Here is a 25,565-nt window from a genome sequence, read left to right on the forward strand (position 1 = left end):
TAGCGAGGAATCTCAGCGGGTTGCGCCAGACCCGGCTTACGATTGACACAGCCGCATGCTTGTCATTCCGAGCGTAGCGAGGAATCTCAGCGGGTCGCGCCAGACCCCTCGCTTTGCTCGGGGTGACAACGCTCTCCGATCTCTCACGATCCAACCAGATGGTTGAGGTCGCGCCAGACCCCTCGCTTACGCTTGACGCAGCCGCATGCTGGTCATTCCGAGCGCAGCGACTTGTCATTCCGAGCGCAGCGACTTGTCATTCCGAGCGTAGCGAGGAATCTCAGCGGGTCGCGCACGCCCCGGCTTACGCTTGACGCAGCCGCATGCTGGTCATTCCGAGCGCAGCGAGGAATCTCAGCGGGTCGCGCCAGACCCCTCGCTTTGCTCGGGGTGACAACGCTCTCCGATCTCTCACGATCCAACCAGATGGTTGAGGTCGCGCCAGACCCCTCGCTTACGCTTGACGCAGCCGCATGCTGGTCATTCCGAGCGCAGCGCGGAATCTGCGCGGGTCGCGCCAGACCCCTCGCTTACGCTTGACGCAGCCGCATGCTTGTCATTCCGAGCGCAGCGACTTGTCATTCCGAGCGCAGCGAGGAATCTAAGCGGGTTGCGCACGACCCGGCTTACGCTTGACGCAGCCGCATGCTTGTCATTCCGAGCGCAGCGAGGAATCTAAGCGAGTCGCGCCAGACCCCTCGCTTACGCTTGACGCAGCCGCATGCTTGTCATTCCGAGCGTAGCGAGGAATCTCAGCGGGTCGCGCCAGACCCCTCGCTTACGCTTGACGCAGCCGCATGCGGGTCATTCCGAGCGCCGCGACTTGTCATTCCGAGCGCAGCGAGGAATCTGCGCGGGTTGCGCACGACATGCTTGTCCGAGCGCAGCGAGGAATCTAAGCGAGTCGCGCCAGACCCCTCGCTTACGCTTGACGCAGCCGCATGCGGGTCATTCCGAGCGCAGCGACTTGTCATTCCGAGCGCAGCGAGGAATCTAAGCGGGTTGCGCACGACATGCTTCGAGCGCAGCGAGGAATCTAAGCGGGTTGCGCACGACATGCTTCGAGCGCAGCGAGGAATCTAAGCGGGTTGCGCACGACCCGGCTTACGATGGCAGCCCGATCCCTCGGTTTCAATCCAACCGCTTCCTGAACCGCAGTGAGGCGATGGTCAGCAGCGCGACGCCGAACGCAGTCAATGCCATGATCTGCGGCAGCAGCGCCTCAATGCCGACCCCTTTGATGATGATGCCGCGCACAACGACGAGAAAGTAGGTCAACGGAATGACCTTGCTGATCAGTTGCAGCGCGGCAGGCATCGCGTCGATCGGATAGATGAAGCCGGAGATGAATACCGAAGGCAGCAGGGTGAGGAACGACAACTGAAACGCCTCGAACTGCGTCCGTGCAATTGTCGAAATCAGCAAGCCGAGCGCCAGCGTCGAAACCAGGAACAGGCACGCAATAGCCACCAGCAGGAGCAGGCTGCCGCGAATGGGGACGCCGAACCATAGCGTCCCCACCAGCAACACCTCGCCGACAACGAGCAGTTCGACGACAGCGTAGGGCAGGATTTTGCCCACCATCAACTCATACGGGCGAATCGGGGTAACGATCAACTGTTCAATCGTGCCGCGCTCGCGTTCGCGCACGACTGCTGAGGCGGTCAGGAGCGTCGCTTGAAATTGGAGCACCAGCCCGATCAACCCCGGCACCATGAACACGGCGCTGTCCATGTCGGGATTGTACCAGACGCGCTCCCGCACCTGCGGCGCTCCCGGCATAGTCGCCAGCGTGGCGCCGCGTCGCGCCAGCATCTCTTCGCGCACGCCGGTCGCCAGCGATGCACCGATCAGCCGTGCCGACGCCAACGCGCTCGATGCCACCGACGGGTCGGAGCCGTCGAGGATGAACAGGATATCGGCGTTCCGCCCGGCAGTGACCGCGCGCCCGTACTCCGGCGGCACGACCAGCCCGGCGCGCGCCTGCCCGCTGTCGATCAGCGCCGCCAGTTCTTGTTCTGATTTGACATAAGCATGAGCCGTAAACTGACCAGATTGCACGAAGGCGGTGATTAGCGCGCGACTCTGGTGTGAGCGATCCTGGTCGAAGATCGCCAGCGGCACATTGCGCACATCGGTCGTGGCGGCGTAGCCCAGAATGATCATCTGGATCACCGGCGTCAGAAAGGCGATCATCAACGCGCGCCGGTCCCGCAGAATATGGATGAACTCCTTGCGAATGATCGGCAGCATGCGGCTCATGCCAGAGGGACGCTACTCCACCATCGCCTGGTACGCCAGGACGCGAAAATCCCGCTGCGGCTCATCGATCCCCTGGTACTGCGTCATGAAGACGCCAACGAACGACTCCGCCGGATCGACCCAGTAGTAGGTCGTTGCCGCGCCGGCCCACCCGAATTCACCGACTGTTCCCGGCATACCCGACAGCCCGACATCCATCAGCACGCGCGATCCCAGCCCAAACCCGTAGCCGGGGTAGGTCAATCCGGCGATTTCCCAGGGAAGCAGCGCAGCCGGAATATGGTTGGCATGCATGAGTTCCAGCGTCTTGCGTCCCAGAATGCGCACCCCGTCGAGTTCGCCGCCGTTCGCCAGCATGAGCGCGAAGCGCATATAATCCTGTGTGGTTGAGAACAACCCATGCCCGCCGCGCGCGAAGGTCTCCGGTCGATCCACGGGGTAGCTTTCCTGTGGATCGATCCGCTCGAGAATCCCCTGCTGCCAGTTCAAGAACATTTGCAACACCGTCATGCCGCGCGCCCCCAGATCGCCAACGCCGTACATAGCCGCCAGGCGGTGGCGCTTCTCCGGCGGGACGCCGAAATCGGTATCGACCATTCCGAGCGGGTCGAAGATCCGTTCGCGCAGGAACTGACGCAACGGTTGGTTGGCAATGATCTCGATGACATGGGCTGCAACGTCGATTGAAACGCTGTAGTGCCACTTCGATCCCGGATGGAACGCCAGCGGCAGGCGGGCCAGTTCGGCCACGAGCTGCTCCAGCGTCCGGTTGGCGTCGTGCATGAGGGCGTGCTGGCGGTACAACTCGCCAACTGGCGAGTCGATCAGAAAGTCGTAGGTGAACCCGCCGAGGTGGGTCATCAAGTCGCCGATGGTGATCGGGCGCTGCGGCGCAACCTCTTTGTCCTGTTGCAGCACTTTGATGTTCGCAAATGCCGGAATGAACGTTGCCAGCGGTGTGATTAACTGAAACCGCCCCTCTTCGTAGAGGGTCATCAGGGCGGTACAGACAATCGGCTTGGTCATCGAGTAGATGCGGAAGACGGCATCGCTGCGCAGCGCCTCATCGGACTCTTTGCTCATGCGCCCAACCTGTTCCGCATAAACAATCTTGCCGCGCCGCGCCAGCATCATGCTTGCGCCTGCAATCGTTCCGCGGTCGATCCAACGCTGCATCGCCGGGCGAATGCGCTCTAGCCGTTCTGAACTGAGGCCGACGCTTTCGGGAGTTGCCGTCACATCGCTCATGGATGGTCTTCTCCTGATAATCAATGAAAACGGAGTTTATCGCTGGAAAAGGTTAGACCCCTCCTGCTCACCGTTCGCGCCAGAACTCCAGTGTGGCGCCATCGTCGGTTTGCATGGCGGTGCGCTCGACCTCGAAGGTATGCAGGCGCCCTCCGGCATCGGGGAGCGTCACCTCGGCGCGCCCCTCGTCGTCCTGGGCGACGCGCTGCATGCCGCGCAGATGGAGGCGCTGGCGCAGATCGGCATACGAACGCCCGACCAGTTCGCGCGGATGCACGCCGGCGATGCGATCGGCGAAAAACCGATTGACGGCGAGCACTACATCATCATGGTCGAGCAGCAGCACCCCTTCCGGCAGGTGATCGAACACCACGCGCAGAATGTCGCGGCTGTTCTGCACCTGACGGGCGCGTTCGGCAAGCAGGCTTTCGAGCAGGCGCGCGTTACGTCGCAGCGCTTCCGCCTGGCGCATTCCGGCGCAGATCGCACCCAGCGCACCGGCGTAGATCGTCAGGTTCGCCCACATATCGGCCGAAAGCGCCGGTTCCTCCGGCGCAGTGCGGTACAGCGCCGCCACGCCGACATCCTGCCCCATCCGCGAAAGCGGCAGCACAATGCATGCCGGGTAGGCGCCGCTTGCGCCAGGCGCGCTGATCATCGCCTTAGCATCGAGCGCGCGCCGCGCAAGTTCGGCGATATGCTCAAGCGCCGATGGATTGGGCAATGCAGCGTCGGACGGAGCAATCGGCGTCAGGACATCGCTCTCGTCGAGCAGGAAGAGCGATCCGCCGTCCATCCCGAAGACCTCAACGCTCTGTTGATGCACCAGCGTCGCCAGTTCCTCGTAAGAGTGCTGCACCGTCAAGAACTGCCCGATGGCCTGCAACGCGCCGATTGCGCCGGCGGGCGTCGGACCCAGCGACTCCTGCAAGGCGACCGAGAGACGCGAGAGGGTGACGGCGCTGCCCTGGAGTTGTTCATTGGTTTGATGGAGACGGGAAACCAGTTCGAGCGCATCGGCGCTCGAGAGTTGACTCAGGTCAGCAATGTCCATCTCAAGCCTCCTTGCTCTGAGTGGAGTCCACGGGCGCATAGTCGCATTGTACCATGGCTGTGACGGAGGCGTGGCAGCATGGGAACGGTGATTGCATCGATGGATCCATTCCTGCCCGATGGTAAACCGTCGGGCGGAATACACGAAGTGCTCATATGCGAAATACCCAAAAGCTTTCGCACCCCCGGCGCCAGCCCCGCTGCGGCGGGGCTTTGTTCGCCAAGCGCGAGCGTTCACGCGGAGGCGCATGCAAGGTCCCGCCGTCGCGCGGCCGCGGCCTATGTCAGGCAGTATGATATATGGTATACTGAATTCGATCGTTCAATTTGACATAACCATGCGGCTGACGATAGAACGCTTGTTACTCCGCGAATTCACCGCCGAGGACTGGCCCGATGTGTATGCCTGCCGCTCTGACCCGGAGGTCGTGCGGTATCTGCCGTTTGGTCCCGCCAGCATCGAAGACGTGCCGGAGCATCTGGCACGCAGGCGCTGCTCAACGACGAACCGTGCCACGCCACGTTTCTCTAGCGGTATCTGCCGTTTGGTCCCGCCAGCATCGAAGACGTGCCGGAGCATCTGGCGCGCTGCATGGCGCTGGCGCGCAGCCATCCGCGTCATGGGTACGACCTGGCAGTGGTGCTGCGCGCCGAGGAGCGGGTCATTGGCGGTTGCACGCAGGCGCTGCTCAACGACGAACCGTGCCACGCCACGTTTCTCTATCTGTTCAACCGGCGCTACTGGGGGCGCGGCTATGCGACCGAAGCAATGCGCGCGCTGTTCGAGTACGGCTTCGAGACATGAGGATTGCACCGTATCGCCGACACCTGCGATGCGCGTCATGCGGCGTCGGTGCGGGTCATGGAGAAACTGGGCATGCGGCGCGCGGCACATTACCGGGAAACGATCTAGGATGGCGCGCACTGGCATGATGAGTACGGTTACGCGATCCTGGCGCGTGAATGGCGCGCACCTAAAACAACATAAGAGATATTATGTTGTTTTAAGGAATGCGTTAAGCCACCTCACCCCTCACCCCTCTCGCCTCACCCCTCTCGCCTCTCGCCTCTCACCAAACAGTAGCCGGTTGTAAACCTGGAGTCGCCGTTTGTTTCCGCGCCACAATGCGCCGCCGTGCTACCCTGACAGCACGTGCGACCGTTGGCGCCGCCGGTATGGCGCTGCGAGGAGGCGGAACGTATGAAACGAGTCCTCATCATTCACCCCGGTGAAGGCGATATGGTCTCGCCGGTCACCTTCCTGAACCAGGATGTCGAGGTGCGCCGCATTGGCTGCGGCGGTGACATCGCGCGCGCCCGCGCCCTGATCGCCGAATACGACGGTGCGGTCGATGCGATTGGATTGGATGGCATGCCTGCCATTCTGCGCCTGGGCGCCGCACAGGTGCAGCACGTCATCGGCGCCGATTTGCCCGCCGTGGCGCGGGTGACGCCGGTCGTCGACGGTAGCGGCGTGCGCCCGGAACTCGAACGCTGGGGCATCATCCTTGCCGAGCGCGCCCATCCGCTGATCTTCAACCAGAAGCGGGTGCTGTTCGTTCCCGGCGTCAACCATGAAGGATTGGCGCAGGCGCTGGGGCGGCGAACGCCAGCACTGCGCTTTGCCGATCCGCAGATCTTCTTTGGTCTGCCCGACGCGCCGGGCGTGGGGAGTGCGCAGACTCTCGATCAGGCGGCAGCGCCGACGCTCGAAGCACTCAAGGAGGCGTCGTTCGAGACGCTTGCCGGACTCGTCGGCGCACCGCACCATCCGGGCAGTTTTGTCTGGGCGGATATTCTGGCAGGGAACATCGCCGCTATCCGCCGGTTTGCGCCTGAACGACTGGATCGTAAGATGGTCATCGTCGAAGCCGCAAGCGACGAGGATATTGCCGATCTGCGCGCGCGCGGGGTCGAGACGTTGATAACGCTTATGCCGTCGCTCAGCGGCAAAGGCGAGGTGGCGCGTCACTCAGCCACAACCATCGAGGCGCTGCTGGCGGCGCTGCGCCCCGATCCACGGGCGCCGCTGACCGAGGACACCTACCTCGATCTCCTGGCGAACCTGGATTGGGCGCCGGCAGTCGTGACGCTGCAACCGGAAGCGGCTGGCGTCAACAAGTTTGCGTTTGTGATCCACCCGCTGAGCGTCCGATTCATTCACGATTACCCGCCATTCTACTGGACGCGCTACATTCCCGATACGATTGTCGAAGCCGCTGCCGCCTACGTCCCGCCGATCTATGTCGGCAAAATTACCGGCGGACGCTCGCCAACGACCGGGCAGCGCATCGAGGGATACCTGATTTCGCTTGGCGCAACGCCGCGCCAGATGATGAAGCATAGCCCGCGCTTCACCTACAATCTGCTCAACCAGGCGGCGCACCTCGCCGAACGGCTTGGCGCGCGCATCATGGGACTGGGCGCCTTTACGAGCGTCGTCGGCGATGCCGGGATAACGGTTGCCAATGAAGCGGACATCGCCATCACCAGCGGCAACAGCCTGACCGTCGCCGCAACCCTGGAGACCGCCAAGATTGCCGCGCGCATGATGGGCTATAAGGACTTGAGCCGTGGTCGAATCATGGTCATCGGCGCGACCGGCTCGATAGGGTCTGCCTGTGCGCGGCTGGCGGCGCAGGCGACAAAGGATGTCGTGCTGGTCTCGATTGAACCGGAGAAGTTGATCGACTTGAAGCGCCTGATCGAGCGCGAAACGCCAGGCTCGCGGGTCGTCATCTCGACCCATGCGAACAGTCTGGCGGGTGAGTGTGATCTGATCATCACGGCTACCTCTGCCTTTGGACAGCGGGTGCTGGATGTGACCGAGTGCAAGCCGGGCGCGATCATCTGTGATGTAGCGCGCCCGCCGGACATCAACCCGGCGGAAGCGGCGCTCCGCCCCGATGTGCTGGTGATCGAAAGCGGCGAGGTGCTGATCCCCGGCGATGTTGAGATCGGGTATGATATTGGGCTTCCGCCCAGGACGGTCTATGCCTGTCTGGCGGAAACGTCGCTGCTGGCGATGGAAGGGCGTTTTGAGGATTACACGCTGGGGCGCAACATCTCGCCTGAGCGGGTCAAGGAGATCTACCGTCTCTTCCGCAAGCACGGGTACCGGCTGGCGCCGCTGCGTTCTTTCGAGGAGTATATCACCGAAGAGCAGATCATGCACAAACGCAGACTGGCGGAGGAACTGCGCGCCGATCCCGACCTGTTCGCCCGGCGCAAGGCAGAAGCGAAAGAGCGCTTGAAGTCAATCCCGGAGATGGCGAAAGGGGTGCGCGCGGCGCGGCGCGGCAAACATTCCGCAGCCTGGGGATGGGCAGGCGTCGGCGCGGTGGCGTTGAGCCTGATTGCGCTACGACGTCAGGCGCGGATGCCATAACAGTATGCAACCATTGATTCGGATGACCATCGGAGTTGCCCTGGTGCTCGGCGCGCTGCTGCTGGCGGCGAATACGCTCGGCAGACCTCCCGCCGCGCCCGCGAGCGGACCGATTGCCGGTGATGCAACGCGCGGGCAGATTGTCTTCGAGCGCGCCGGGTGCAGCGCCTGCCATACGACGACCACCGAATTTCGGGTTGGAACGGGGATGGCAGGCGTGCTGCAACCGGAAGGACCGGTCTATCCGCCGGGGGTGAACTATGGCGGTTTGCTGCCCAACGGCGCGCCGCGCACTGAAGAGAACGTCGCCGCCTTCATTCGCGCGACCAACCAGGGACAGATCGGCATCATGCCCGGACGCGCCCTGAGTGACCAGCAGATGGCTGATTTAATCGCCTATCTGCGCACGCTGACGCGCTAACCCCCATGTGGTGACGGTCACATGCGGCCCGCGCGCCGCTGGTGCGACTGCCGCCATGGGCGTGGGCAATGCGCCAGTATCCGGCGCCGCCTCGCGTGACCGTCACCCTTCGACCAGGAACGACCGCAGTGCGGCATGGTACGCCTCCGGCTGTTCGATCATCGGAATGTGGCCACACTGCTCGATGAATGCCAGGCGCGCCTGGCGCATGGTCTGTGCTGCTGCCCGGAGCGCCTCCGGTGGCATAATTTTATCGCCAACACCGCCAATCAGCAGCGTCGGCTGCGGCGCAGCACGGAATGCATCGAACACCTGCGGATCGCCGACGCTTGCCATGGCCATCAGATGCGCCCGCAGGTCCATCTTCGTCAGATCGACGATCCCTTCCTGGAGCATCCACTTCTCGCGCAGTCCGTTCTCGATGAAGCGCGCCGCAATCATCTGCGGCAGCGGCGGAATGCACAAGAGCGCCGTTGCAAATGGTCGCCAGAGTTCAACCCACGGTGCAATCAGGTTGAGCCAGGGATACCCCAGGCGCAACGTCAGGTCAAGCGGCGCGCGGGCAGTGGCGAAGATCAGTCGCTCGAATTCGTCCCCAATCACCCCCAGCGCAGTGATCACCAGGCGCCTGACCCGTTGTGGTTGAGCAGCCGCCAGCGCGACTGCTACGGCCCCGCCGTATGAATGACCGTTGATGTCGAACGTCGCCAGCCCGAGCGCATCGGCAAACTCAAGGACCGTCTGCGCCTGCCGCGCCACGGTTCCCGGCTCGGGCAATGCCGGCGAATCGCCAAAACCCGGAAGGTCGAGCGCATAGACGCGAAAATCGGCGGACAATGCCGCCAGAGTAATCAGCCAGTAGCGCGATGACGCCGCCCAGCCGTGGAGCAGGATGAGCGGCGGACCATGCCCGGCAGCGCGGTATGCCAGCGGACCGTGCGACAGTTCGACAACCTGCGGTGCGCCGATCAGTTCACGCAGCAGCGTGGAAGGAGCAGCGGGCGAGTCGTGAGTCGAAAGACGCAGCCCCTGCCCCCGGCGCAACGTTTCGTCGCTTGCTTCAGGCGTTGGAATATCGGCATCGTGTGATGTGACTGACAGGCGCAGTCCCTGCCCCCGGCGGATGGGCAGCTGCTTATCGGAGGGATGCTCGGCGCTCATCTTCACCTCTGATGATGCAATCGCAACTCAAGTTCGTCAGCCAGCGCGTTGTACGCCTGCGCACCAACGCTGCCGGGTGCATACCGGTGGATCGGCATGCCGGCGTTCGGCGCTTCGGCAAGTTTGACATTGATCGGAATGACCGTCTGAAACACAAGCGCACCATACCGCTCGCGCACCTGCCGCTCGATCTCGTGGCTCAGGTTGGTGCGGCGGTCGGCAAGCGTGCAGAGCACACCACCGATGGCAAGATCCGGGTTGATCTCGCGCACCAGATCGATGGTCTGTTCCAGTTGCGGCATCGCTTTGAGCGCATAGGCGTGCAGTTGCAGCGGCACGAGCACATGCTGCGCAGCAGCGAGCGCATTGAGCGAAAACAGACCAAGCGAGGGGGGCGGATCGATCAGAATGTAATCGTAAGCGTCGCGCGTGGTGCGCAACGCTTTGCGCAGCAGCAATTCGCGCCCGACGCGCCCGGCCAGTTCGAGTTCCGCGCCTGCCAGCAGCAGCGATGATGGGATCAGATCGACGCCATCATCGGTCGTTATCGTTGCAAACACGCTGCCGCGCTCCGGGTTGAGCAGCACCTCGTAGACGCTGTACTCCAGCTGCGATGGATCGACGCCAAGCCCCTGCGTCAGATTCGCCTGTGGATCGATATCGATCAACAGCACCCGCCTCTCGCGTGCAGCGAGCGCCACCCCCAGACTCAGCGCGGTGGTCGTTTTCCCGACTCCGCCCTTCTGCATTGCCAGCGCGATGATCAATCCCATAGGTTATGTCGCCTTGAGCGGGGAGGTTCCAGTGCGGCACGACGCGCTTCAGGACTATTGTAACACGCCCATGGCACGCTGCGTTACACTCCCGGTCGCGGCAGGGTGAAGACCTCGCCGAGACGGGCATATTCATCGCCACTCAGCCGCGCTATCGGGTTCAGCCGCAGCGGATCGACCGTGCCATCGGGTCGCAGCAGGTCGCAGCGAATATGGAAGCGCACGACACGCCCGATAATCATGGTGTAACTGCTGCCCTCGACCGGCACGATCTGGGTGACTCGCACTTCCATCGCCACCGGCGCCGCTGCAACGCGCGGCGGTCGCACATCGACCGATGGCGCCGGCGCAAGGCCGGCGCGCTCGAACTCGTTCTCGCCATACGCCCAATCGCCCGACGTGATATTCATCTGCGGCGCCAGTTCTTCACTGACGATGTTCAGCACCATTTCGCCGGTTTCAGTCACGTTGCGCAGCGTATCCTTGGTCGCACCGGCGCGCCGGCTGACCGAGATCATAACAAACGGTATCGGTCCACCGACGGCATTGAAGAACGAAAACGGCGCCAGATTGATCGACCCGTCGGCGCCGATGGTCGATGCCCAGCCGATTGGTCGCGGCACGACGCTGCTGATCAGCAGGCGATAGGCGTCGCGCGGGGGCATGGCTTCGGGAACAAAGGAGACAACATCCATATGCGTTCCTGTCACAATGAGCATGCGTCACACACAACCGATCACTCGGCTCATTATACTGCCATGTCTGTTATGGAAGAGCAGGTCTGAGACCTGCCCCTAGCTGTGCTACAATCTCTGGAGAGGATGTTCAGAAGGCGGGTGGGAACACGCTTATGCGGCTGCGGGTCTATGTCGGACAGACGCCGGACACGGCGCGTGAACGGATTGCGCTGCGTGAACAAGCGCTGATCCTGGCGCGCAACGCGCGCCAGTCGCCGACAGAGGGAACATGCGCCATTGCGTTCAATATCGTTGCCGGCGCCGACCCGCCGCTGGCGCAGATCGACCTGCTGATCCTGCGGGCAACGGTGGTGATTGTCGGGGCGCTGCGCTCCTATGCGGGTCCCATCGACGCGCCGCCGGGAGGGGTCTGGCGGGATCGCGCCAGTGGTCAACCGCTCCTCGAAGCAGACGGCGCGCACCCGTTGCATCGGCTGCGCCGGCAGCGCGACGCGGTTCAGATGAGCCTCAACGCTGCTGCTCCACGGCTTGGTCTCGCAACTGCCGGGTCCCATCCGTTCAAGCAGGTGATCGGCGTGCTCATCGGTTTCCCGGCGCTCCCCGCCGATTCGCGTATTTCGCTCGATGTCGATGACCACCGCGATCATTTGAAGGTGTGCAGTTTCGACGAACTTCCCGGCGTTGCCGCCATGTCGCACAGCGGCGTGATGCTTTCGGACGAGGTGATCCACACCATCGCTGTCAGTCTGTTCGGCTGCCGGTTATGGTACGACAACCACTTTCTCTTCGAACTGGCGCCGCCGCGTTTTCAGTTGTCGATCCACTCATCGGGAAGCGCACCGGTGTTGGTTCCGCTCTACGAAGGGGAGACCATTGTAGGACGCAGGAGGTCGTCCGAGGGAACCGAGCGGCGTATCCCCATTCTCAACGATGATCTCGTTTCGAGCGACCATTTGCACATTATCTGCGACGACGCATTGAACCGTGTGGTCATCCGCGACACCAGCAAAAATGGCACGTGGCTGACGCCGCCTGACGGTCCGATGGAACATGTGCGTGACGTGGAACGCACCATTATAGTGGGCACGCGCCTGCGGCTGGGGATGACGGATATGATTCTGGAGTCGATATGAGCAAACGTTTCTGGTTGCTGAAAACGGAGCCGGATTGCTACGCCTGGAGCGATCTGGTGCGCGATGGGCGGACGGTTTGGGACGGGGTGGCGAACAATGTCGCGCTCAAGCATCTGCGTGAGATGCAACCGGGGGACGAAGCGCTGATCTACCACACCGGCGACGAGCGACGCGCCGTTGGGCGGGCGGAAGTGATCAGCACGCCGTATCCCGACCCTCACCAGAGCGATCCACGTCTGATCGTCGTAGATGTGCGCCCGCTGGCGCCGTTGCCGCGCCCGGTAGCGCTGGCGGACATCAAAGCCGACCCGGCGTTCGCCGACTTTGCGCTGGTGCGCCAGTCGCGTCTTTCGGTTGTGCCGGTGACCGAGGCGCAGTGGCAGCGCCTGCTGGCGATGGCAGGCGTCGCCAGCAGTGCGGAGTGACCACTCATACCAATGACCTGTGAACCTCCGGCATGGTCACCCCGAGCAGCGCGAGGGGTCTGGCGCGACCCGCTTCGATTCCTCGCTGCGCTCGGAATGACCAGTCGCTGCGCTCGGAATGACCAGCATGCGGCATCGTCAAGCGTCATTGGTATCACTGCTCTGCCGGTAGTCCTAACCGTCCAGAGAGGGTGGTCAGCGTGGCGCGCGCCGCTTCCGAGGTGAAGCCCCAGGCGAGGAGAGTGAAATAGTTCGAGAGCCAGTCGCTGCCAAACGTCGGGTTCTGGATGTACAACTCGTTGTACCCCGTCCAACCCCAGAGCGTGATCAGAATGAGGAACTGCGCCAGGCGAAAGCCGGAGAGCCGGATACGCGCCCATGGCAGGTTTGCCGGGAAACCGGCTGCGACCGATTTCAGCGTTGCTGCCGCTTCCGAAGGCGGGAGGTTGATCGCCACGCGAGCGAATTGTGGCGCAATATCTTCGATAACCAGCGCTGCCGGTCCTGCTGCCTGCCCTGATTGGCCGCCAAGCAGCGCCGACTCGGGCGCGCCTTTCGGCAGCAGCGTCTTGAGGTCGCTATTGAGGCTGGTCATGGCGGCGTCAATCTCCTGATACGCGATCTGGTCGTCTGGCAGCAACACATCGATCTGTCGCCCCAGGTGATCGATCTGCGCCTGATACGGTCCCTTCTCCGCCGGCGTCAGCGCCGTGGCATCGAGAATTTTCTGAAGATTTTTATGTCGAGTAACAAGGTGCAGGAAACCGTTGATCCGCTCAATCACCTCATTCAGGCGGTTCTGCACATCATTCAAATCCTCGACAGTCGGCGTTGATCCTTCGATCTCATCGAGGAGTCGCTGGATTCCAGCGGCGTATGCCGGTCTTCCCTGCGCATCGGGTTGCAGCATCGCGCGCGCCTGGTCGATCCGCGTCTTCAAGGCGCGCCACGACTCCAGCCAGCCAAGCCAGCGGGTGAGCATCTGCTCCGCCTGATCATACTCGTGCTGCGCTTCCGCGAGTTTTCCCATCCGCACCCACGCATCTGCGCGATTGAGATACTGGCGCAGCGCGCGGCGCACCGAATCCGGCAATCCAGACGCAGATGTCACCCGCGCTGCCAGGCGTTCGATCCGCACCGCAAGGTCATCGCGCTGCCGCCCGCCGCCCAGATAGGTGGAAATCAACGCCGCAACCGCCACTCCGCTGATCAATGCCACAAATGGCGGACCCGGCGGATCCTTGATCGTAATCGTGACCGGAATCTGGAGCGACGACGGAATGCCATCGGCGTCGTAGTTCAGCCAGATCGTGCCGTTGTATGCGCCGCTGCGCGCATTGGCGAACGATACCGTCAGCGTCAGCGTCAGCGGTCTGCCTGCCTCGACACGCGCCGGAAGCGGCGCGATCGCAATGGGATCGGTGATCGTCGCCGCATTGTCTACCCGCACAAAATCAGAGACCAACACCTCCGCACCAGAAATCGGCGTCGCGGCGCTGATGAAAAGAATCCGTTCCTGCGGCGGATCGCCAAGCGTTCCGGCGATCGTCAGCGATGGCGGGTTGCTCGACGCCGTTTGCGCGAACGCGCCGATAGGGTGCCGACCGATCAGCACAATGCTTGCAACGAGCGCCGCAACCAGTGCAAGCATAACCCTGTGCAACCGGCGTGCATGCTGAGCAGGAACCATAACGCGGTTCTCCAGACGACAGATGAAGCGCACTCCGCAGTATACACGAAATCCGGGATACATGATACAATCGCCGCACTCCGCCGACATCGTCCATCGCCGCCGCTAGAGAAGGAGCAATGTCTATGAGCAAAGGGACCGTCTATCCTGCCGAATCTGGCGCTGCCGGAATTGTCTCCGGATGAGGAGCAATGTCTATGAGCAAAGGGACCGTCTATCCTGCCGAATGGCGCACCTTCACCGATCGACATACCGGCGTGCGCGTCACCCAACTGACCTCCCACAAGGCGCACAGCCATCACCTCTACTTCACGAACTCTGGCTGGTATGACAACGGACGCAAACTGTTGTTTGGCTCTGAGCGCTTCAATCGCGTCAATCTCTACAGCCTCGATCTGGATGACGGGCGCATCACGCAGTTGACCGACCTGGACCAACCGCCGCCGCCGGGAGAAACATCGTTCCTGTTTGCCAGCGTCAATCCGCAGCGCGCCGAGGTCTACTTCTGGCATGGACGCGATCTGATTGCACTTGATCTCCAGACGCTCGATGAGCGGCGTATCTACCGCGCCCCTGATCGATTTCTGACCAATATCACCAACGTCACCGCCGACGGCAGATATGTTTGCACCGGTCTCTACGAAGACCTCTCGGATCGGTTCACCATCGATCTGTTGCACGGATACGTCGGGTTTTATGAGTACTGGGAGGCGCGCCCGTTATCGCAGATCGTCCGAATCGATGTGGACAGCGGCGTTGCGGATGTCGTCTTTGAAGAAAACTACTGGATCGGTCATGTCAACACGTCACCGACGCTTCCCGACATCCTCACCTATTGCCATGAAGGACCGTGGCAGCAGGTCGATAACCGCATCTGGGGTCTTAATCTAGAGAACGGTCGGAACTGGAAAATTCGTCCGTGCGCTCCCGGTGAACGGGTGGGCCATGAATACTGGTTCGCCGATGGCGAGCGAATCGGCTATCACGGACGCACTGCCGACGGTGAGCCGTTCTATGGATGCATCCGCTACGACAACGCTGATTGCATCGAAGCGCCATTCCCTGCCGACTCGACACACTTTCACAGCAACGATCTCAGCCTGATCGTCGGTGATGGAACCCGTGCATTCCCGTGGCTGTTGTTGTGGCGTTTTCACCATGGCGCATTCGAAGGACCGCGCGCCGTCGCTTATCACCGCGGGTCCTTCCAGGTGCAGATCACCCATGTCCATCCGCGCTTCAGCCCGGATGGGCGCCAGATCGTCTATGTGAGCGACGACAGCGGGTACGGTAACCTGCACCTGATCGATACGCCTGATTTCGATAGTCTGCCGCTGCCGGCGGAGTGAGACGATGGTCACATATGCCACCATCCTCACCCCTGTACCGACGACACCGATGTCATATTTGTGGATGGGAACGAGTCGGTGGCGACCGCCGGCGCTGCCGCCTCATCCGACTCCACATGCCGACGTCGCGCGGCGCGCAGCACATCACAGATCTCACTGCGCGAGTCGCACTTCGCGCAACCGTCGAGTTCGTGGCTCTGATGGCTGGCAATAATCGCCTGTGCCGCGTCCCAAAAGATATATTCCTCCCCCACCAGTTGTGTCAAGCCGGTGCGGTCGAACATCGACCGCACGGCTGGCTGCAATCCGCTGAAGTACACCTTGCCGCCGCGATGGTGATGTTCCTCGACAATCTGCTGCAATGCCTGAATGCCCATTGCATCGACCACCGGCACGCCACGCATGCTGATGATCAGGGTATGATAGTCGCCTGCTGTCTCGAACGACTCGAGCACGGTCGTCACGCTGCCAAAAAAGACCGGACCGGTCAGGTAGTAGACATGAATAGCAGGGCAAGCCGCCGGAAGGTCGAACCCCTGCGCCCGAATCTTCTCTGGCTTCACCGGTCCGCTGGCTACCGATGTGCTGATTGCTGACTGGCGAATGTAGAGCACTGCCGAGATGACGACGCCAATCAGAATTGCCTGGGTCAGGTCAAGGGCTGCGGTGGCGATCATGGTCACGATCATACCGGTGAGAGCGCCTCGCAGACGAGTGCGAACAAAGAAATGGATCGACTCCCACTCATTCATGCGCCATGCCGTCACGAGCAGCACGTCGCCGAGCGCTGCCAGCGGCACGTGGCTGATCAGCGGCGCCAGCGCCAATGCGCTGAGCAGCAGCGCCAGTGAATGGATGATGCTGGTCAGGCGGGTAGCGGCGCCGCTCTTGATAGCGACGCTGGTGCGTGCAATCGCCGCCGTCGCCGGAACGCCGCCAAAGAAGGGGATCACCAGGTTGCCGATGCCCTGCCCGATCAATTCCTGATTGCTGTCGAACTCCCCGCCCGACATCGTGGCTCCAACTGTGCCACACAGCAGACTTTCGATCGCCCCAAGCGCCGCAATCGACACAGCGGCGGGCAACAGTTCGGACAAGTGTTCCCACGGGATGCTCTCCAGCGTCAGGCGATTGCTCAGCAGAATCGTGCGTGGAATATCGCCGATGACTGCCACGTCCCATCCGGCAAAGAAGGCGAGCGGCGATGCAATCATAATGCCGACGAGCGAGCCGGGAATGCGCGTCGTCACCCGCGGAAGGAGGATCATCGTCCCCATGACGATGCCGGCTAGCGCCAGGGTGTGCCAGTCGGGCACGACGGGGTTGGTCACATAATGCCAGAGTTTTTCCAGCGCATTCTCGGCTTTCGGCGTCGTCACTCCCAGGACGTTATCGATCTGCCCGATAGCGATAATGAGCGCGATTCCAGACGTAAAGCCGGTAATGACCGGCGATGGAATGAACGAAACATAGCGTCCCAGACGGAACACTCCCAACGCAATCAGGAAAATGCCCGCCATCACCGTCGCCACCCACACGCCGTCCAGTCCATACCGCGATGCCAGCACGATCAGCACGGCCGACATCGCGCCGGTTGGACCGCTGATCTGATACCCCGCGCCACCCAGTCCGCCAATGATCAAACCTGCCAGAATCGCCGTCACGAGACCAGCCGCCGCGTCGGCGCCGGACGCCACGCCGAATGCCAGCGCCAGCGGCAACCCCACCGCTGCTACCGTCAAACCTGCCAGGAGATCGCGCTGAAAATGCGCCATGTCGTAGGTAGAAAACTCCCGTTGCAGAATCTGAAACAGGGATAGTCGTTTCAACATTGCCAACATACTGGTGCATCCCTCCACGCTGAAAAACTCGATAAGAACGACAAAAGGCTCCTTCCGCCCTTGCGGAAACGAGCCTTTCGGTATGCCTGCGAGGTACGCTGACGGGTTCGGGCCGAAAGGACGCCCTGGTCGCCAATGCGACGTTCACCCCCTGCATACACGCTTCCCCCGCGCTTCGCCATTGAAGCTTCGGCTTTTGTTGGTCAAGGCAGATTATGTCGTGTTGACCTCGCTCAGTTGTTGCAGCATCTCCTGTGTGGTGATCAACTGATTGTTGAAGATCTCCCGTGCATCGTCCAGCAGGCGAAAAATAGCCGGATCACGCACGCGGTAGCAGACCGTCGTCCCTTCTTTGCGCCCCTCAACGATGCCACGGTTGCGCAGCACAGACAGTTGTTGCGATACCGTGGACTGATCGCACCTCAGCAGCGCCTGGAGTTCATTGACGCTCTTCTCGCCGTTACGAAGATGATCGAGAAGAGCAAGTCGCGCAGGATGTCCCAGCGCTTTGAAGAACTCGGCTTTGAACCGGCGGACCGGATCGTTCACATGTTCGCTTTCCACAAGTATTCAAACTTGGTAATGTCAAGCAGGAGAGGGAAAAACTCGATGTTTGGCTGAGATGACGCCTATCTTTCTGTGAGGATGCCGATGACAGCAAGACGAGGTATGCGGGGAGCGGAGCGCCTCGGTTGCTGGTGAGAGCAGCGCCATTGGCTGAGCCAGCGATCCTGATCGCCATCAGGCCATCAGCGGCGCTCAGGGTCTACTGTATCAGGCAGGAGTCCTGCCAGCAACGCTGGCAGGTGTGCAACGTCGGTCTACTGCCGGAATCGCTCCAGCGCAAACGCAATCGCCTGTTGCAGCGTGCTGCGGGTCACAAGATCGCGCATATCAATGCCGATATGCACCAGCGTCTGCGCAATTTCGGGACGGATCCCGCTCAACACGACCTGCGCGCCGAGCAACCGCACCGCATGCGCCGCGTGGAGCAGCGCCCCGGCGACCTGCGTATCCATCACCTTGACACCGGTAATGTCGAGGATTGCCAGCGATGCGTGGTGCTCACTCACGCCCTCGAGCAGCGTGTCCATGATCTGTTGCGCGCGGGCGCTATCAACGGCGCCGATGATCGGCATGACCACTACATCAGACGAAATCGGCAACAATGGAGTGGACAGTTCACGCAATGCCGCGCGCTGCGCCTCAATCACCTGTTCCTGAACCTCGCGCTCGCGCAAAGCGCGCTCCGCTTTCTTTCGCTCAGAAATATCGCGCATGATGCCGGTCACGTAAGTCAGTTTGCCATCGGCATCGTGATGCGCCAGAAGCACCTGCGATACCGGAATCTCTTCGCCGCGCGCATTGACCATGGCCAGATCGCCGCTCCAATATCCGTTGTGATCGGCGATTGGAATGGCTTCTTCATAAATGATCTTCGCCGCCCAGGCAGGATGGAAATCGGCGATCTGCATGCTCTTGAGATCGGCGTCGGAAGACAGCCCGCGCAACCGCCGACCGGCTTTGTTCATGTAGACGACCCGCCCCTGCGCGTCTGCCATGCCGATGACATCGGGCGTATTCTCGAGGACTTCCATCAGGCGCGCCATCTCCTGTTCCGCCTTCTTGCGCTCGGTGATGTCCTGAATGGCGCCGATCAAACCGACCACATTCCCGGCTGCGTCGAAAATTGGCGCCTTGGAAAACTGAACCGTGCGATTGTCACCCTGAGCGGTCATCACTTCAGCCTCGTAGACCTGTAATGTCCGCTGACGCATCAGGTTCAGATCGGCCTGATGGTACACCTCTGCCAGGTGCGGCGGCGCCAGGTCGTAGGCGGTCTTGCCGATGATCCCGGCGCGATCGCGCCCCAGGAATGCGGCAAACGCCTCATTGCACCCCACATAGCGCCCGTCGGCGTCCTTGTAGAAAATCGGCACAGCCAGAGCGTCGAGCACACGGTGCATATCGAAGTTCGCCGTCGCCACGCCATTGGATGCCTCGAGTCGCGCCAACTGTTCTTCCAGTTCCGCAACACGCTGGCGCAGACGTGACAATTCGGCTTCAGTGTTGTGGTTGGTTGCAGAGAGCGACATGAGAAGCCACCTCGTTGTGTCATATCAATGCCTGAAGGCGCAATCACGCCTTGCTGCATCCAGTGTATCGCACTATCGCCGGGAAAACGACCATAGTTCGATAACAAATGCATAACCGTTTCTCAACGGTTTCGCAATATACCGGGTGATTGGCGGATCTTTCGTCGTTATGGTTGCTTCGGCGCTTCAAAAGCCGCCCAGATCACGAGCAGAAAACTCAGGTAGTTGATCGGCGTCCGAATCGCGTTCAGACTGTTCCATGCCGCGCGCGCGTTTGCCCAGTCCGCGGGCGGGGCGGCGGGATCCCAGGTCAGCACCGCGTTGTTGATCGGCACATTGAGCACGATGGTGAATACTCCCACGCCAAAGAAGAAGAGCGCCCACCCCAATGCCGTCAGCCGCCAATACAGGGTGTGACGCTCCTTCCATAAGCGCACCAGCGGGTAGAGCGGCAGCAACATCGACAGACTCGCCACCACAATGACGCCGGTGGGGAAGGCGTCCAGCGCGCGGATCAGCCCCTGCTCCACTTTCGTGTATTCGGCGGCGGTCAGCGTCATCAGCGCGGGAATCACTCCCTGCTCAAAGGTGTAGAGCAGTCCGGCAAACAATCCGATCCCAAAGGTGAATACGGCATGGATGATACGAATGCTTCGCACAAGACCTCCTCCGGCAATTTACCATAGCGGCGGCTCAAAGATTTTGAGCGCCAGGATGATCACCACCAATACGCCCATGGCGGCGCCAACCTGATTGGAACGCCGCGCCAGCGCCTGATACTCCGCATCGTCCGCTCCTCTGGCTTCCAGCGTTCGGATCTGCTGGCTCAGCAGCGGTGTATACACTCCATACGCGAGCGCCATCGCCAGCACATACAGCCCAATCGCCACCCACAAAAACGGAGCGACGGCTTTGCCCATCACGATCATCAGTGCGCCGGTTGCGCCGCCAACCAGATAGCACGGGTTGGCCACGTAATCGTCGATGAACTTGACCCCGCGCAAGGCGAAGGGCAGACTGGCAGCATCCCTCGTGCCGCGCGCAATCCAGATGACGTAACTCGCATTCAGTCCCACCGCAGCCATTGTGGTGAAGATATGCGCGAAAACGAGCAGTGTATAGATCACCGGATGGGCGCCTTCAGGCGGCAGGTGCATGACAGACCTCCATTGACAGGAATCGCGTACTGCGACTATAATCGAAATGGTCTGGACGGTCTATGATAATTCGTCCATTTCTTTTTGCCTTTGGTCCAGAGTTATGGATTCGCTCTCTCACGTTTTGAACACGGTGCGCTTGAGAAGCAGTGTATACTGCCGCTCTGAACTTGGTTCGCCGTGGGGGTTGCACTTTGCGCCACGTTCGTGCGCCGTCTTTCATGCTCTGCACCGGGGAAACGGCTATCTCTGCGTGGAAGGCGACGCCGGTTTGCTGCCGTTGCGCGAGGGAGATGTCGTGCTCCTTCCAGGGGGTGAGGAGCATTCCATTCTGGAAACGCCCGATGCGCCGCTCTTTCGCAACCTGGAACTCGATCAGTGGGGCGAGTGCGCCTTGATGCGCTGGAGCGACGCTCCCACAGCGGTGATCCTGTGCGGGACGTTCGATTTTGAGCATATCGGCACATACGCATTACTGAAACATCTCCCGCGTGTGGTTCACATCCCGCGCAGCGAAAACAGCGCACTCAACAGCATTCTGGCGCTGATGGCTTCCGAAGCGGAAGCCGGACGACCGGCCAAAGAAGTGGCGCTGCGCCGCCTGGCGGATATTCTGTTCATTCAGATTATTCAACGCTGGGTCGAAATTGAAGGGATAGAACGCTGCGGTTGGTTCGGCGCCCTGCACGACCCGCTGATCGGCAGGGCGCTGGAACTGATCCATGCGCAGCCTCAACATTCCTGGACGGTTGCTGCGCTGGCGCGCGCCGTCGCCTGTTCGCGCTCATTCTTTGCGGCGCGTTTCACAGCGCTGGTGGGAGAACCGCCGATGGAATATCTCCGGCGCTGGCGTCTGCAACTGGCAACCCACCTGCTGATGGACCATGCCCACGTCAGCGCTGGCGACATCGCCGCGCGGATCGGGTATCATTCCGAAGCAGCGTTTAGCAAAGCCTTCAAACGCTCGTTGGGCATCGCGCCAGGAGCGTACCGGAAGCGCCATAGCGCCGCGAGGTCGTCAACCGATGCAAGAGACGTCAATGGTATAATGAACCGCAACAGCGCCAACCGCTGATCGGTCGTCGCGGGCATAGAATCGCGCGCCGATATGCCGGCGTTCAGTGCAAGAAGCGTCAACTTCTGGTTCTCAGTTCTCGGTTCTCGCTCCTCCTCCTCCACCCATGTCGCATACGCCACACAACCGGCGCCACGAAAGCGAGCGCCTCTCAGCAACGATCCGGTTTCTTGGCAACCTGTTGGGCGACGTCATTCGTGAACAGGCGGGTGAAGCAGCATTCCAACTGGTAGAGCGCCTGCGGACCCTGGGAAAGGAGTTGCGGAACGGCGCTCCGGATCGCGCCGATGCCGAACTGCGGATGATGGCCGCTCGAATGACCGTCGCCGACATCCAGATCGTCATCAAGGCATTCAACGCCTACTTTTTGCTCGTGAACCTTGCCGAACAGATGCAGCGCGTCTGGGTTTTGCGCGATCGTGAGCGAAAATACCCCGACACACCGCGTCCCGAGTCGATCGCGGCCGCGATTGCCGAACTGCATGCCTGCGGCATCCCTGCGACGACGATTCAGGAGTGGCTGGATACCGCCTGTATCCAGCCGGTCTTCACTGCGCACCCAACCGAAGCGCGCCGTCGCACGGCGCTCGAGAAAGTGCGTCGGCTTGCGACGTTGCTCGACGAGCGAACCGGCGATCTGCATGGTTTCGTGCGTGAAGAAAACACAATGCGCATTCGCGAGGAGATCGTTTCCTTATGGCAAACTGATGAGGTGCGGGTTGTCAAACCAACGGTGATCGACGAGGTCAAGAACGGTATGTTCTACTTCGAGAGCGGATTGTTCGACCTGATCCCGCGCCTCTACCGTGAACTGGAATACGCCCTCCGTACCACGTATCCAACCCACGAGTGGCGCGTGCCGCCGCTGCTGCGCTATGGCGCATGGATGGGAGGCGACCGCGATGGCAATCCGAATGTCACGCATACGGTCACGATTCAGGCAGTTCGCATGATGCGCGCCGCCGCTATTGAACGGCATATTGCCGCTGTCGAAGAACTCAGCCATCGCCTCGGTCAGTCCGTGCGACAGGCGCCGGTCAGCGACGAGTTGCGCGAGTCGCTCGCGCATGATGCGTCGCTCTTTCCTGAAGTCGCCGATATGCTGGCGCGACGCAACCCGTATGAACTCTACCGCCAGAAGTGCACCTATATCCGCGAGAAACTGATCCGCACCCTCGACTATGCCCGTACCGCATCGCTCGACTGGGGACGATCCGACTCACCGCCGAAGGGCGCCTATTTCAGCCGCACTGATCTGCTCGATGATCTGCACGTGATGGAGCGCAGTTTGTTGAGCAATAATGCCGCCATCGTCGCCAATGGCGCGCTGCGCGATCTGATACGCCAGGCGGAGGTCTTTGGACTTCACACGGCGACGCTCGATATTCGCCAACACAGTGAGCGTCACACCGCCGCGCTCGCCGAAGTGTTGGCGGCGGCCGGCGTCTGCGCCGACTATACTGCGCTCAATGAAATCGAACGGATCGAATTGTTGTCGCGCGAAATCGAAAACCCGCGTCCACTCATCCCAACCCGTCTCGACTACTCCCCTGATACCGTCGAGGTGATCGCCACATTCCGCGCCGTCGCTTCAATTCTCGAACGTCTCAGTCCCGAAGCCGTCGAGACCTGCATTGTCAGTATGACGCGCGGTGCAAGCGACCTGCTGGCGCCGCTTCTTCTGGCAAAGGAGGCGGGGTTATTCCGTCCGTTCCGTTTCAGTCGGCTGAGCATGGCGCCGCTCTTCGAGACCGGCGCCGACCTCGCATGTTGCGACGAGGTGCTCGAGGCGTGTATGCGGTTGCCGATCTACCGCAATCACCTGGCGCTGCGCGGTTTCGTCCAGGAAGTGATGATCGGTTATTCCGACAGCAACAAAGATGTCGGTTATGCTGCGGCCAACTGGGCGATCTACCAGGCGCAGCGCAAACTGCGTGACTTTGGACGACGCCATGGCATTCAGATGCGCCTGTTTCATGGGCGTGGCGGCGCCATCGGGCGCGGCGGCGGACCGGCGAACCATGCCATTCTGGCGCAGCCTCCCGGCAGCATCGGCAACCAGATCAAAATCACCGAGCAGGGCGAAGTGATCGCCGATCGGTATGGATTGCCGCTGCTGGCGCACCGGCATATCGAGCAGGTTATCAATGCCGTATTGCGCGCCGGTCTGCTCCAGCGCGATGATCCTCCCGACGAGTGGACGCAGGCGCTCGAACGATTGGCTGCGCTTTCGCAACGCCACTACCGCGCGCTGGTCTATGAGCGCTCCGATTTTGTGCCCTACTTTCGCAATGTGACGCCAATTGCTGAAATCAGTCGGCTGAATATCGGTAGTCGTCCTGCGAGCCGCCGGAATACCGAACGGATCGAAGACTTGCGCGCCATTCCGTGGGTGTTCAGCTGGATGCAAAGCCGGCATACTCTGCCGGGGTGGTATGGTCTGGGGTTTGCCCTCGAAACATTTGTATACGCAGGAGAACAGAGTGACGCATCGGGGTCCGCCATCGACCGCCTGGCGCTTCTCCAGGAGATGTACGCCCGTTGGTCCTTTTTCCGCGTCATGATCGACAATGCCCAGATGATTCTGGGCAAAGCCGATCTTCACATCGCATCGCGCTATGCGGAACTTGCGCCCGATCAGAATGCCGCAGCCGCCATCTTTGCCGCCATCCGCGAGGAGTACCAACGCGCCAGCCGGATGATCCGCCAGGTTGCGCGGATCGAACGCCTGCTCGATAATGCCCCTGTGCTGCAACATTCAATCCAGCGCCGCAATCCGTATATCGATCCGATGAGTTACCTTCAGATCGAACTCTTGCGTCGCCTGCGCGCCGCGCCCGACGGACCGGATCACGCTGCCATCGAAGATGCTATCCTGCTGAGCATCAGCGGTCTGGCGGCAGGACTGATGAATACCGGTTAGCGCCCGGATCACCAGACGATGATCGGCAGATCATTGGCGATGCTTACATCGGCGGCTTCACGCAGCACACTCAGGCAACGGCGAACCGGGTGTTCCGGCTTCACACCGGCCTGATCCAGCATTCCTTCAAGATCGACCAGTTCGCGTTGCAGCCCAATGGAGGAGCCGAAACTGACCACCGACTCCTCGATCGGTTCATTGTCGTCCGCCGGTTCTTCCTCGATCCAGATCGGCTCTGGGAAATCAACCGGCAGGTAATAGCCGCCTTCACCCTGATGCTTGATCAAGTGCGGAAAGCGGGTTGTTTGTTGATCTTCCCAAATCGCTGCCAGCAGTGCGTCTGGTTCTTCATCGAATTCAAAATCCGGCGCCAGCAATGGCGTGATATCTCGACCGTTTTCCAGATATGCTGCGATAAGGCGCAGCAGAAAGAGATCGTGATAGCGCTCAATGCCGCCTTCCCAGATTTCAACGCCAGGATTCGCCAGCAGGTCGACGTCCACACCCTCGTCACGCAGCAGATTCTGCACATCGATCAACCACTCACGTTCCGCCTCGTAACTTTCGCGGTCTTCTTCGGGGAGCGTGGTGAACATCGAACCGACGAGGAGATCGAGTTCGGTCATACCATTGTCAGGCATAGCTCTGTGTCCTTCACGACAGGCAAATGGCCAGATCCAGAATGTGTGCAGCAATCGGGGACGCACACCAATGCCGCAGCGCAGACGACAACGAACCCCTGATCCTGTCAACGCCTGCTCCGCATCCTGTGTTCTGCGAGTATATTGGGAGTATACCACATCTATCAGTTGCCGATCATTGACAGCACGCGCCTGTTTGAAGTATAGTGATGCAGCGTCCCTGTGACGGCC

21 protein-coding genes, 1 pseudogene and 1 riboswitch are annotated in these 25,565 nt (G+C 61.2%); of the genes and pseudogenes, 9 read left to right on the plus strand and 13 right to left on the minus strand.

Features of this window, described 5'->3' with window-relative positions; translation table 11 throughout:
- Window positions 1–1,131: 1,131 nt before the first annotated feature.
- The 3 genes from RCAS_RS12160 to RCAS_RS12170 all read right to left on the minus strand — a co-directional run bounded on the left by RCAS_RS12160 (window position 1,132) and on the right by RCAS_RS12170 (window position 4,564).
- Window positions 1,132–2,253: an ABC transporter permease gene (locus tag RCAS_RS12160; protein WP_232280004.1), complete on the minus strand. Its 1,122-nt coding sequence runs from the start codon at window positions 2,251–2,253 to the stop codon at window positions 1,132–1,134.
- Window positions 2,254–2,274: 21 nt separating this feature from the next.
- Window positions 2,275–3,510 (minus strand): serine hydrolase domain-containing protein, encoded by a 1,236-nt coding sequence (locus RCAS_RS12165; RefSeq protein WP_012120866.1) that lies wholly within the window; start codon window positions 3,508–3,510, stop codon window positions 2,275–2,277.
- A gap of 67 nt (window positions 3,511–3,577) precedes the next feature.
- Window positions 3,578–4,564 (minus strand): PAS domain-containing protein, encoded by a 987-nt coding sequence (locus RCAS_RS12170; protein ID WP_041330697.1) that lies wholly within the window; start codon window positions 4,562–4,564, stop codon window positions 3,578–3,580.
- Window positions 4,565–4,901: 337 nt separating this feature from the next.
- Here RCAS_RS12170 and RCAS_RS26510 point away from each other — a divergent pair.
- From RCAS_RS26510 to RCAS_RS12185, 4 genes and pseudogenes are all read left to right on the plus strand, one after another.
- Window positions 4,902–4,985: pseudogene (locus RCAS_RS26510) on the plus strand (hypothetical protein); the annotation flags it as partial.
- Between the two features lie 116 nt (window positions 4,986–5,101).
- Window positions 5,102–5,368, plus strand: a complete 267-nt coding sequence (locus tag RCAS_RS26225) for a GNAT family N-acetyltransferase (RefSeq protein WP_332249657.1) — start codon at window positions 5,102–5,104, stop codon at window positions 5,366–5,368.
- A 396-nt stretch (window positions 5,369–5,764) separates the two neighbouring features.
- Window positions 5,765–7,951, plus strand: coding sequence for a serine carboxypeptidase (locus tag RCAS_RS12180; protein ID WP_012120868.1), 2,187 nt, complete (start codon window positions 5,765–5,767; stop codon window positions 7,949–7,951).
- A 4-nt stretch (window positions 7,952–7,955) separates the two neighbouring features.
- Entirely contained in the window at window positions 7,956–8,372 is a 417-nt protein-coding gene (locus RCAS_RS12185; protein WP_012120869.1) for a c-type cytochrome, read from the plus strand.
- 102 nt (window positions 8,373–8,474) lie between these two features.
- Here the strand turns inward: RCAS_RS12185 and RCAS_RS12190 are convergent, their stop codons facing one another.
- The 3 genes from RCAS_RS12190 to RCAS_RS12200 all read right to left on the minus strand — a co-directional run bounded on the left by RCAS_RS12190 (window position 8,475) and on the right by RCAS_RS12200 (window position 11,001).
- The gene (locus RCAS_RS12190; RefSeq protein ID WP_012120870.1) at window positions 8,475–9,533 is read right to left on the minus strand and encodes an alpha/beta fold hydrolase; all 1,059 of its coding nucleotides are present in this window, start codon (window positions 9,531–9,533) and stop codon (window positions 8,475–8,477) included.
- A 2-nt stretch (window positions 9,534–9,535) separates the two neighbouring features.
- Window positions 9,536–10,306, minus strand: a complete 771-nt coding sequence (locus RCAS_RS12195) for a ParA family protein (protein ID WP_012120871.1) — start codon at window positions 10,304–10,306, stop codon at window positions 9,536–9,538.
- Window positions 10,307–10,389: 83 nt separating this feature from the next.
- Complete coding sequence (locus RCAS_RS12200) at window positions 10,390–11,001, minus strand: flavin reductase family protein (RefSeq protein ID WP_012120872.1); 612 nt, start codon at window positions 10,999–11,001, stop codon at window positions 10,390–10,392.
- A 155-nt stretch (window positions 11,002–11,156) separates the two neighbouring features.
- Between RCAS_RS12200 and RCAS_RS12205 the strand changes: the two genes are divergently transcribed.
- Window positions 11,157–12,137 carry an FHA domain-containing protein gene (locus tag RCAS_RS12205; RefSeq protein ID WP_012120873.1) on the plus strand — a complete coding sequence of 327 codons (981 nt, stop codon included), beginning with the start codon at window positions 11,157–11,159 and terminating at the stop codon, window positions 12,135–12,137.
- Window positions 12,134–12,562 carry an EVE domain-containing protein gene (locus tag RCAS_RS12210; RefSeq protein WP_012120874.1) on the plus strand — a complete coding sequence of 143 codons (429 nt, stop codon included), beginning with the start codon at window positions 12,134–12,136 and terminating at the stop codon, window positions 12,560–12,562. Before RCAS_RS12205 ends, RCAS_RS12210 begins: the two co-directional genes overlap by 4 nt.
- Window positions 12,563–12,716: 154 nt before the next feature.
- Here RCAS_RS12210 and RCAS_RS12215 read toward each other — a convergent pair whose 3' ends face one another.
- Entirely contained in the window at window positions 12,717–14,252 is a 1,536-nt protein-coding gene (locus RCAS_RS12215) for an AAA family ATPase (protein ID WP_012120875.1), read from the minus strand.
- Window positions 14,253–14,449: 197 nt separating this feature from the next.
- Between RCAS_RS12215 and RCAS_RS12220 the strand changes: the two genes are divergently transcribed.
- Window positions 14,450–15,601 (plus strand): oligogalacturonate lyase family protein, encoded by a 1,152-nt coding sequence (locus RCAS_RS12220; RefSeq protein WP_012120876.1) that lies wholly within the window; start codon window positions 14,450–14,452, stop codon window positions 15,599–15,601.
- Window positions 15,602–15,627: 26 nt separating this feature from the next.
- On the opposite strand, the gene RCAS_RS12225 is transcribed toward RCAS_RS12220, so the two are convergent.
- From RCAS_RS12225 to RCAS_RS12245, 5 genes are all read right to left on the minus strand, one after another.
- Window positions 15,628–17,442, minus strand: coding sequence for a SulP family inorganic anion transporter (locus tag RCAS_RS12225; protein ID WP_012120877.1), 1,815 nt, complete (start codon window positions 17,440–17,442; stop codon window positions 15,628–15,630).
- 69 nt (window positions 17,443–17,511) lie between these two features.
- Window positions 17,512–17,647, minus strand: a riboswitch (cyclic di-AMP (ydaO/yuaA leader).
- A gap of 8 nt (window positions 17,648–17,655) precedes the next feature.
- Window positions 17,656–17,991, minus strand: a complete 336-nt coding sequence (locus RCAS_RS12230) for an ArsR/SmtB family transcription factor (protein ID WP_041330700.1) — start codon at window positions 17,989–17,991, stop codon at window positions 17,656–17,658.
- Between the two features lie 272 nt (window positions 17,992–18,263).
- Window positions 18,264–19,538: a PAS domain S-box protein gene (locus RCAS_RS12235; protein WP_012120879.1), complete on the minus strand. Its 1,275-nt coding sequence runs from the start codon at window positions 19,536–19,538 to the stop codon at window positions 18,264–18,266.
- A gap of 167 nt (window positions 19,539–19,705) precedes the next feature.
- Window positions 19,706–20,197: a DUF1772 domain-containing protein gene (locus RCAS_RS12240; protein WP_012120880.1), complete on the minus strand. Its 492-nt coding sequence runs from the start codon at window positions 20,195–20,197 to the stop codon at window positions 19,706–19,708.
- Window positions 20,198–20,215: 18 nt separating this feature from the next.
- Window positions 20,216–20,695, minus strand: coding sequence for a DUF2269 family protein (locus tag RCAS_RS12245; protein ID WP_012120881.1), 480 nt, complete (start codon window positions 20,693–20,695; stop codon window positions 20,216–20,218).
- Window positions 20,696–20,798: 103 nt separating this feature from the next.
- Here RCAS_RS12245 and RCAS_RS12250 point away from each other — a divergent pair, with 103 nt between their 5' ends.
- Both RCAS_RS12250 and ppc read left to right on the plus strand, forming a co-directional pair.
- Window positions 20,799–21,770, plus strand: coding sequence for an AraC family transcriptional regulator (locus tag RCAS_RS12250; protein WP_041330702.1), 972 nt, complete (start codon window positions 20,799–20,801; stop codon window positions 21,768–21,770).
- A 106-nt stretch (window positions 21,771–21,876) separates the two neighbouring features.
- Window positions 21,877–24,693, plus strand: a complete 2,817-nt coding sequence (gene ppc / locus RCAS_RS12255; protein WP_012120883.1) for a phosphoenolpyruvate carboxylase — start codon at window positions 21,877–21,879, stop codon at window positions 24,691–24,693.
- Window positions 24,694–24,701: 8 nt separating this feature from the next.
- Here ppc and RCAS_RS12260 read toward each other — a convergent pair whose 3' ends face one another.
- Entirely contained in the window at window positions 24,702–25,334 is a 633-nt protein-coding gene (locus RCAS_RS12260) for a hypothetical protein (protein ID WP_012120884.1), read from the minus strand.
- Window positions 25,335–25,565: the final 231 nt, after the last annotated feature.

Origin of the sequence: Roseiflexus castenholzii DSM 13941, assembly GCF_000017805.1 — a bacterium.
GTDB lineage: Bacteria > Chloroflexota > Chloroflexia > Chloroflexales > Roseiflexaceae > Roseiflexus > Roseiflexus castenholzii.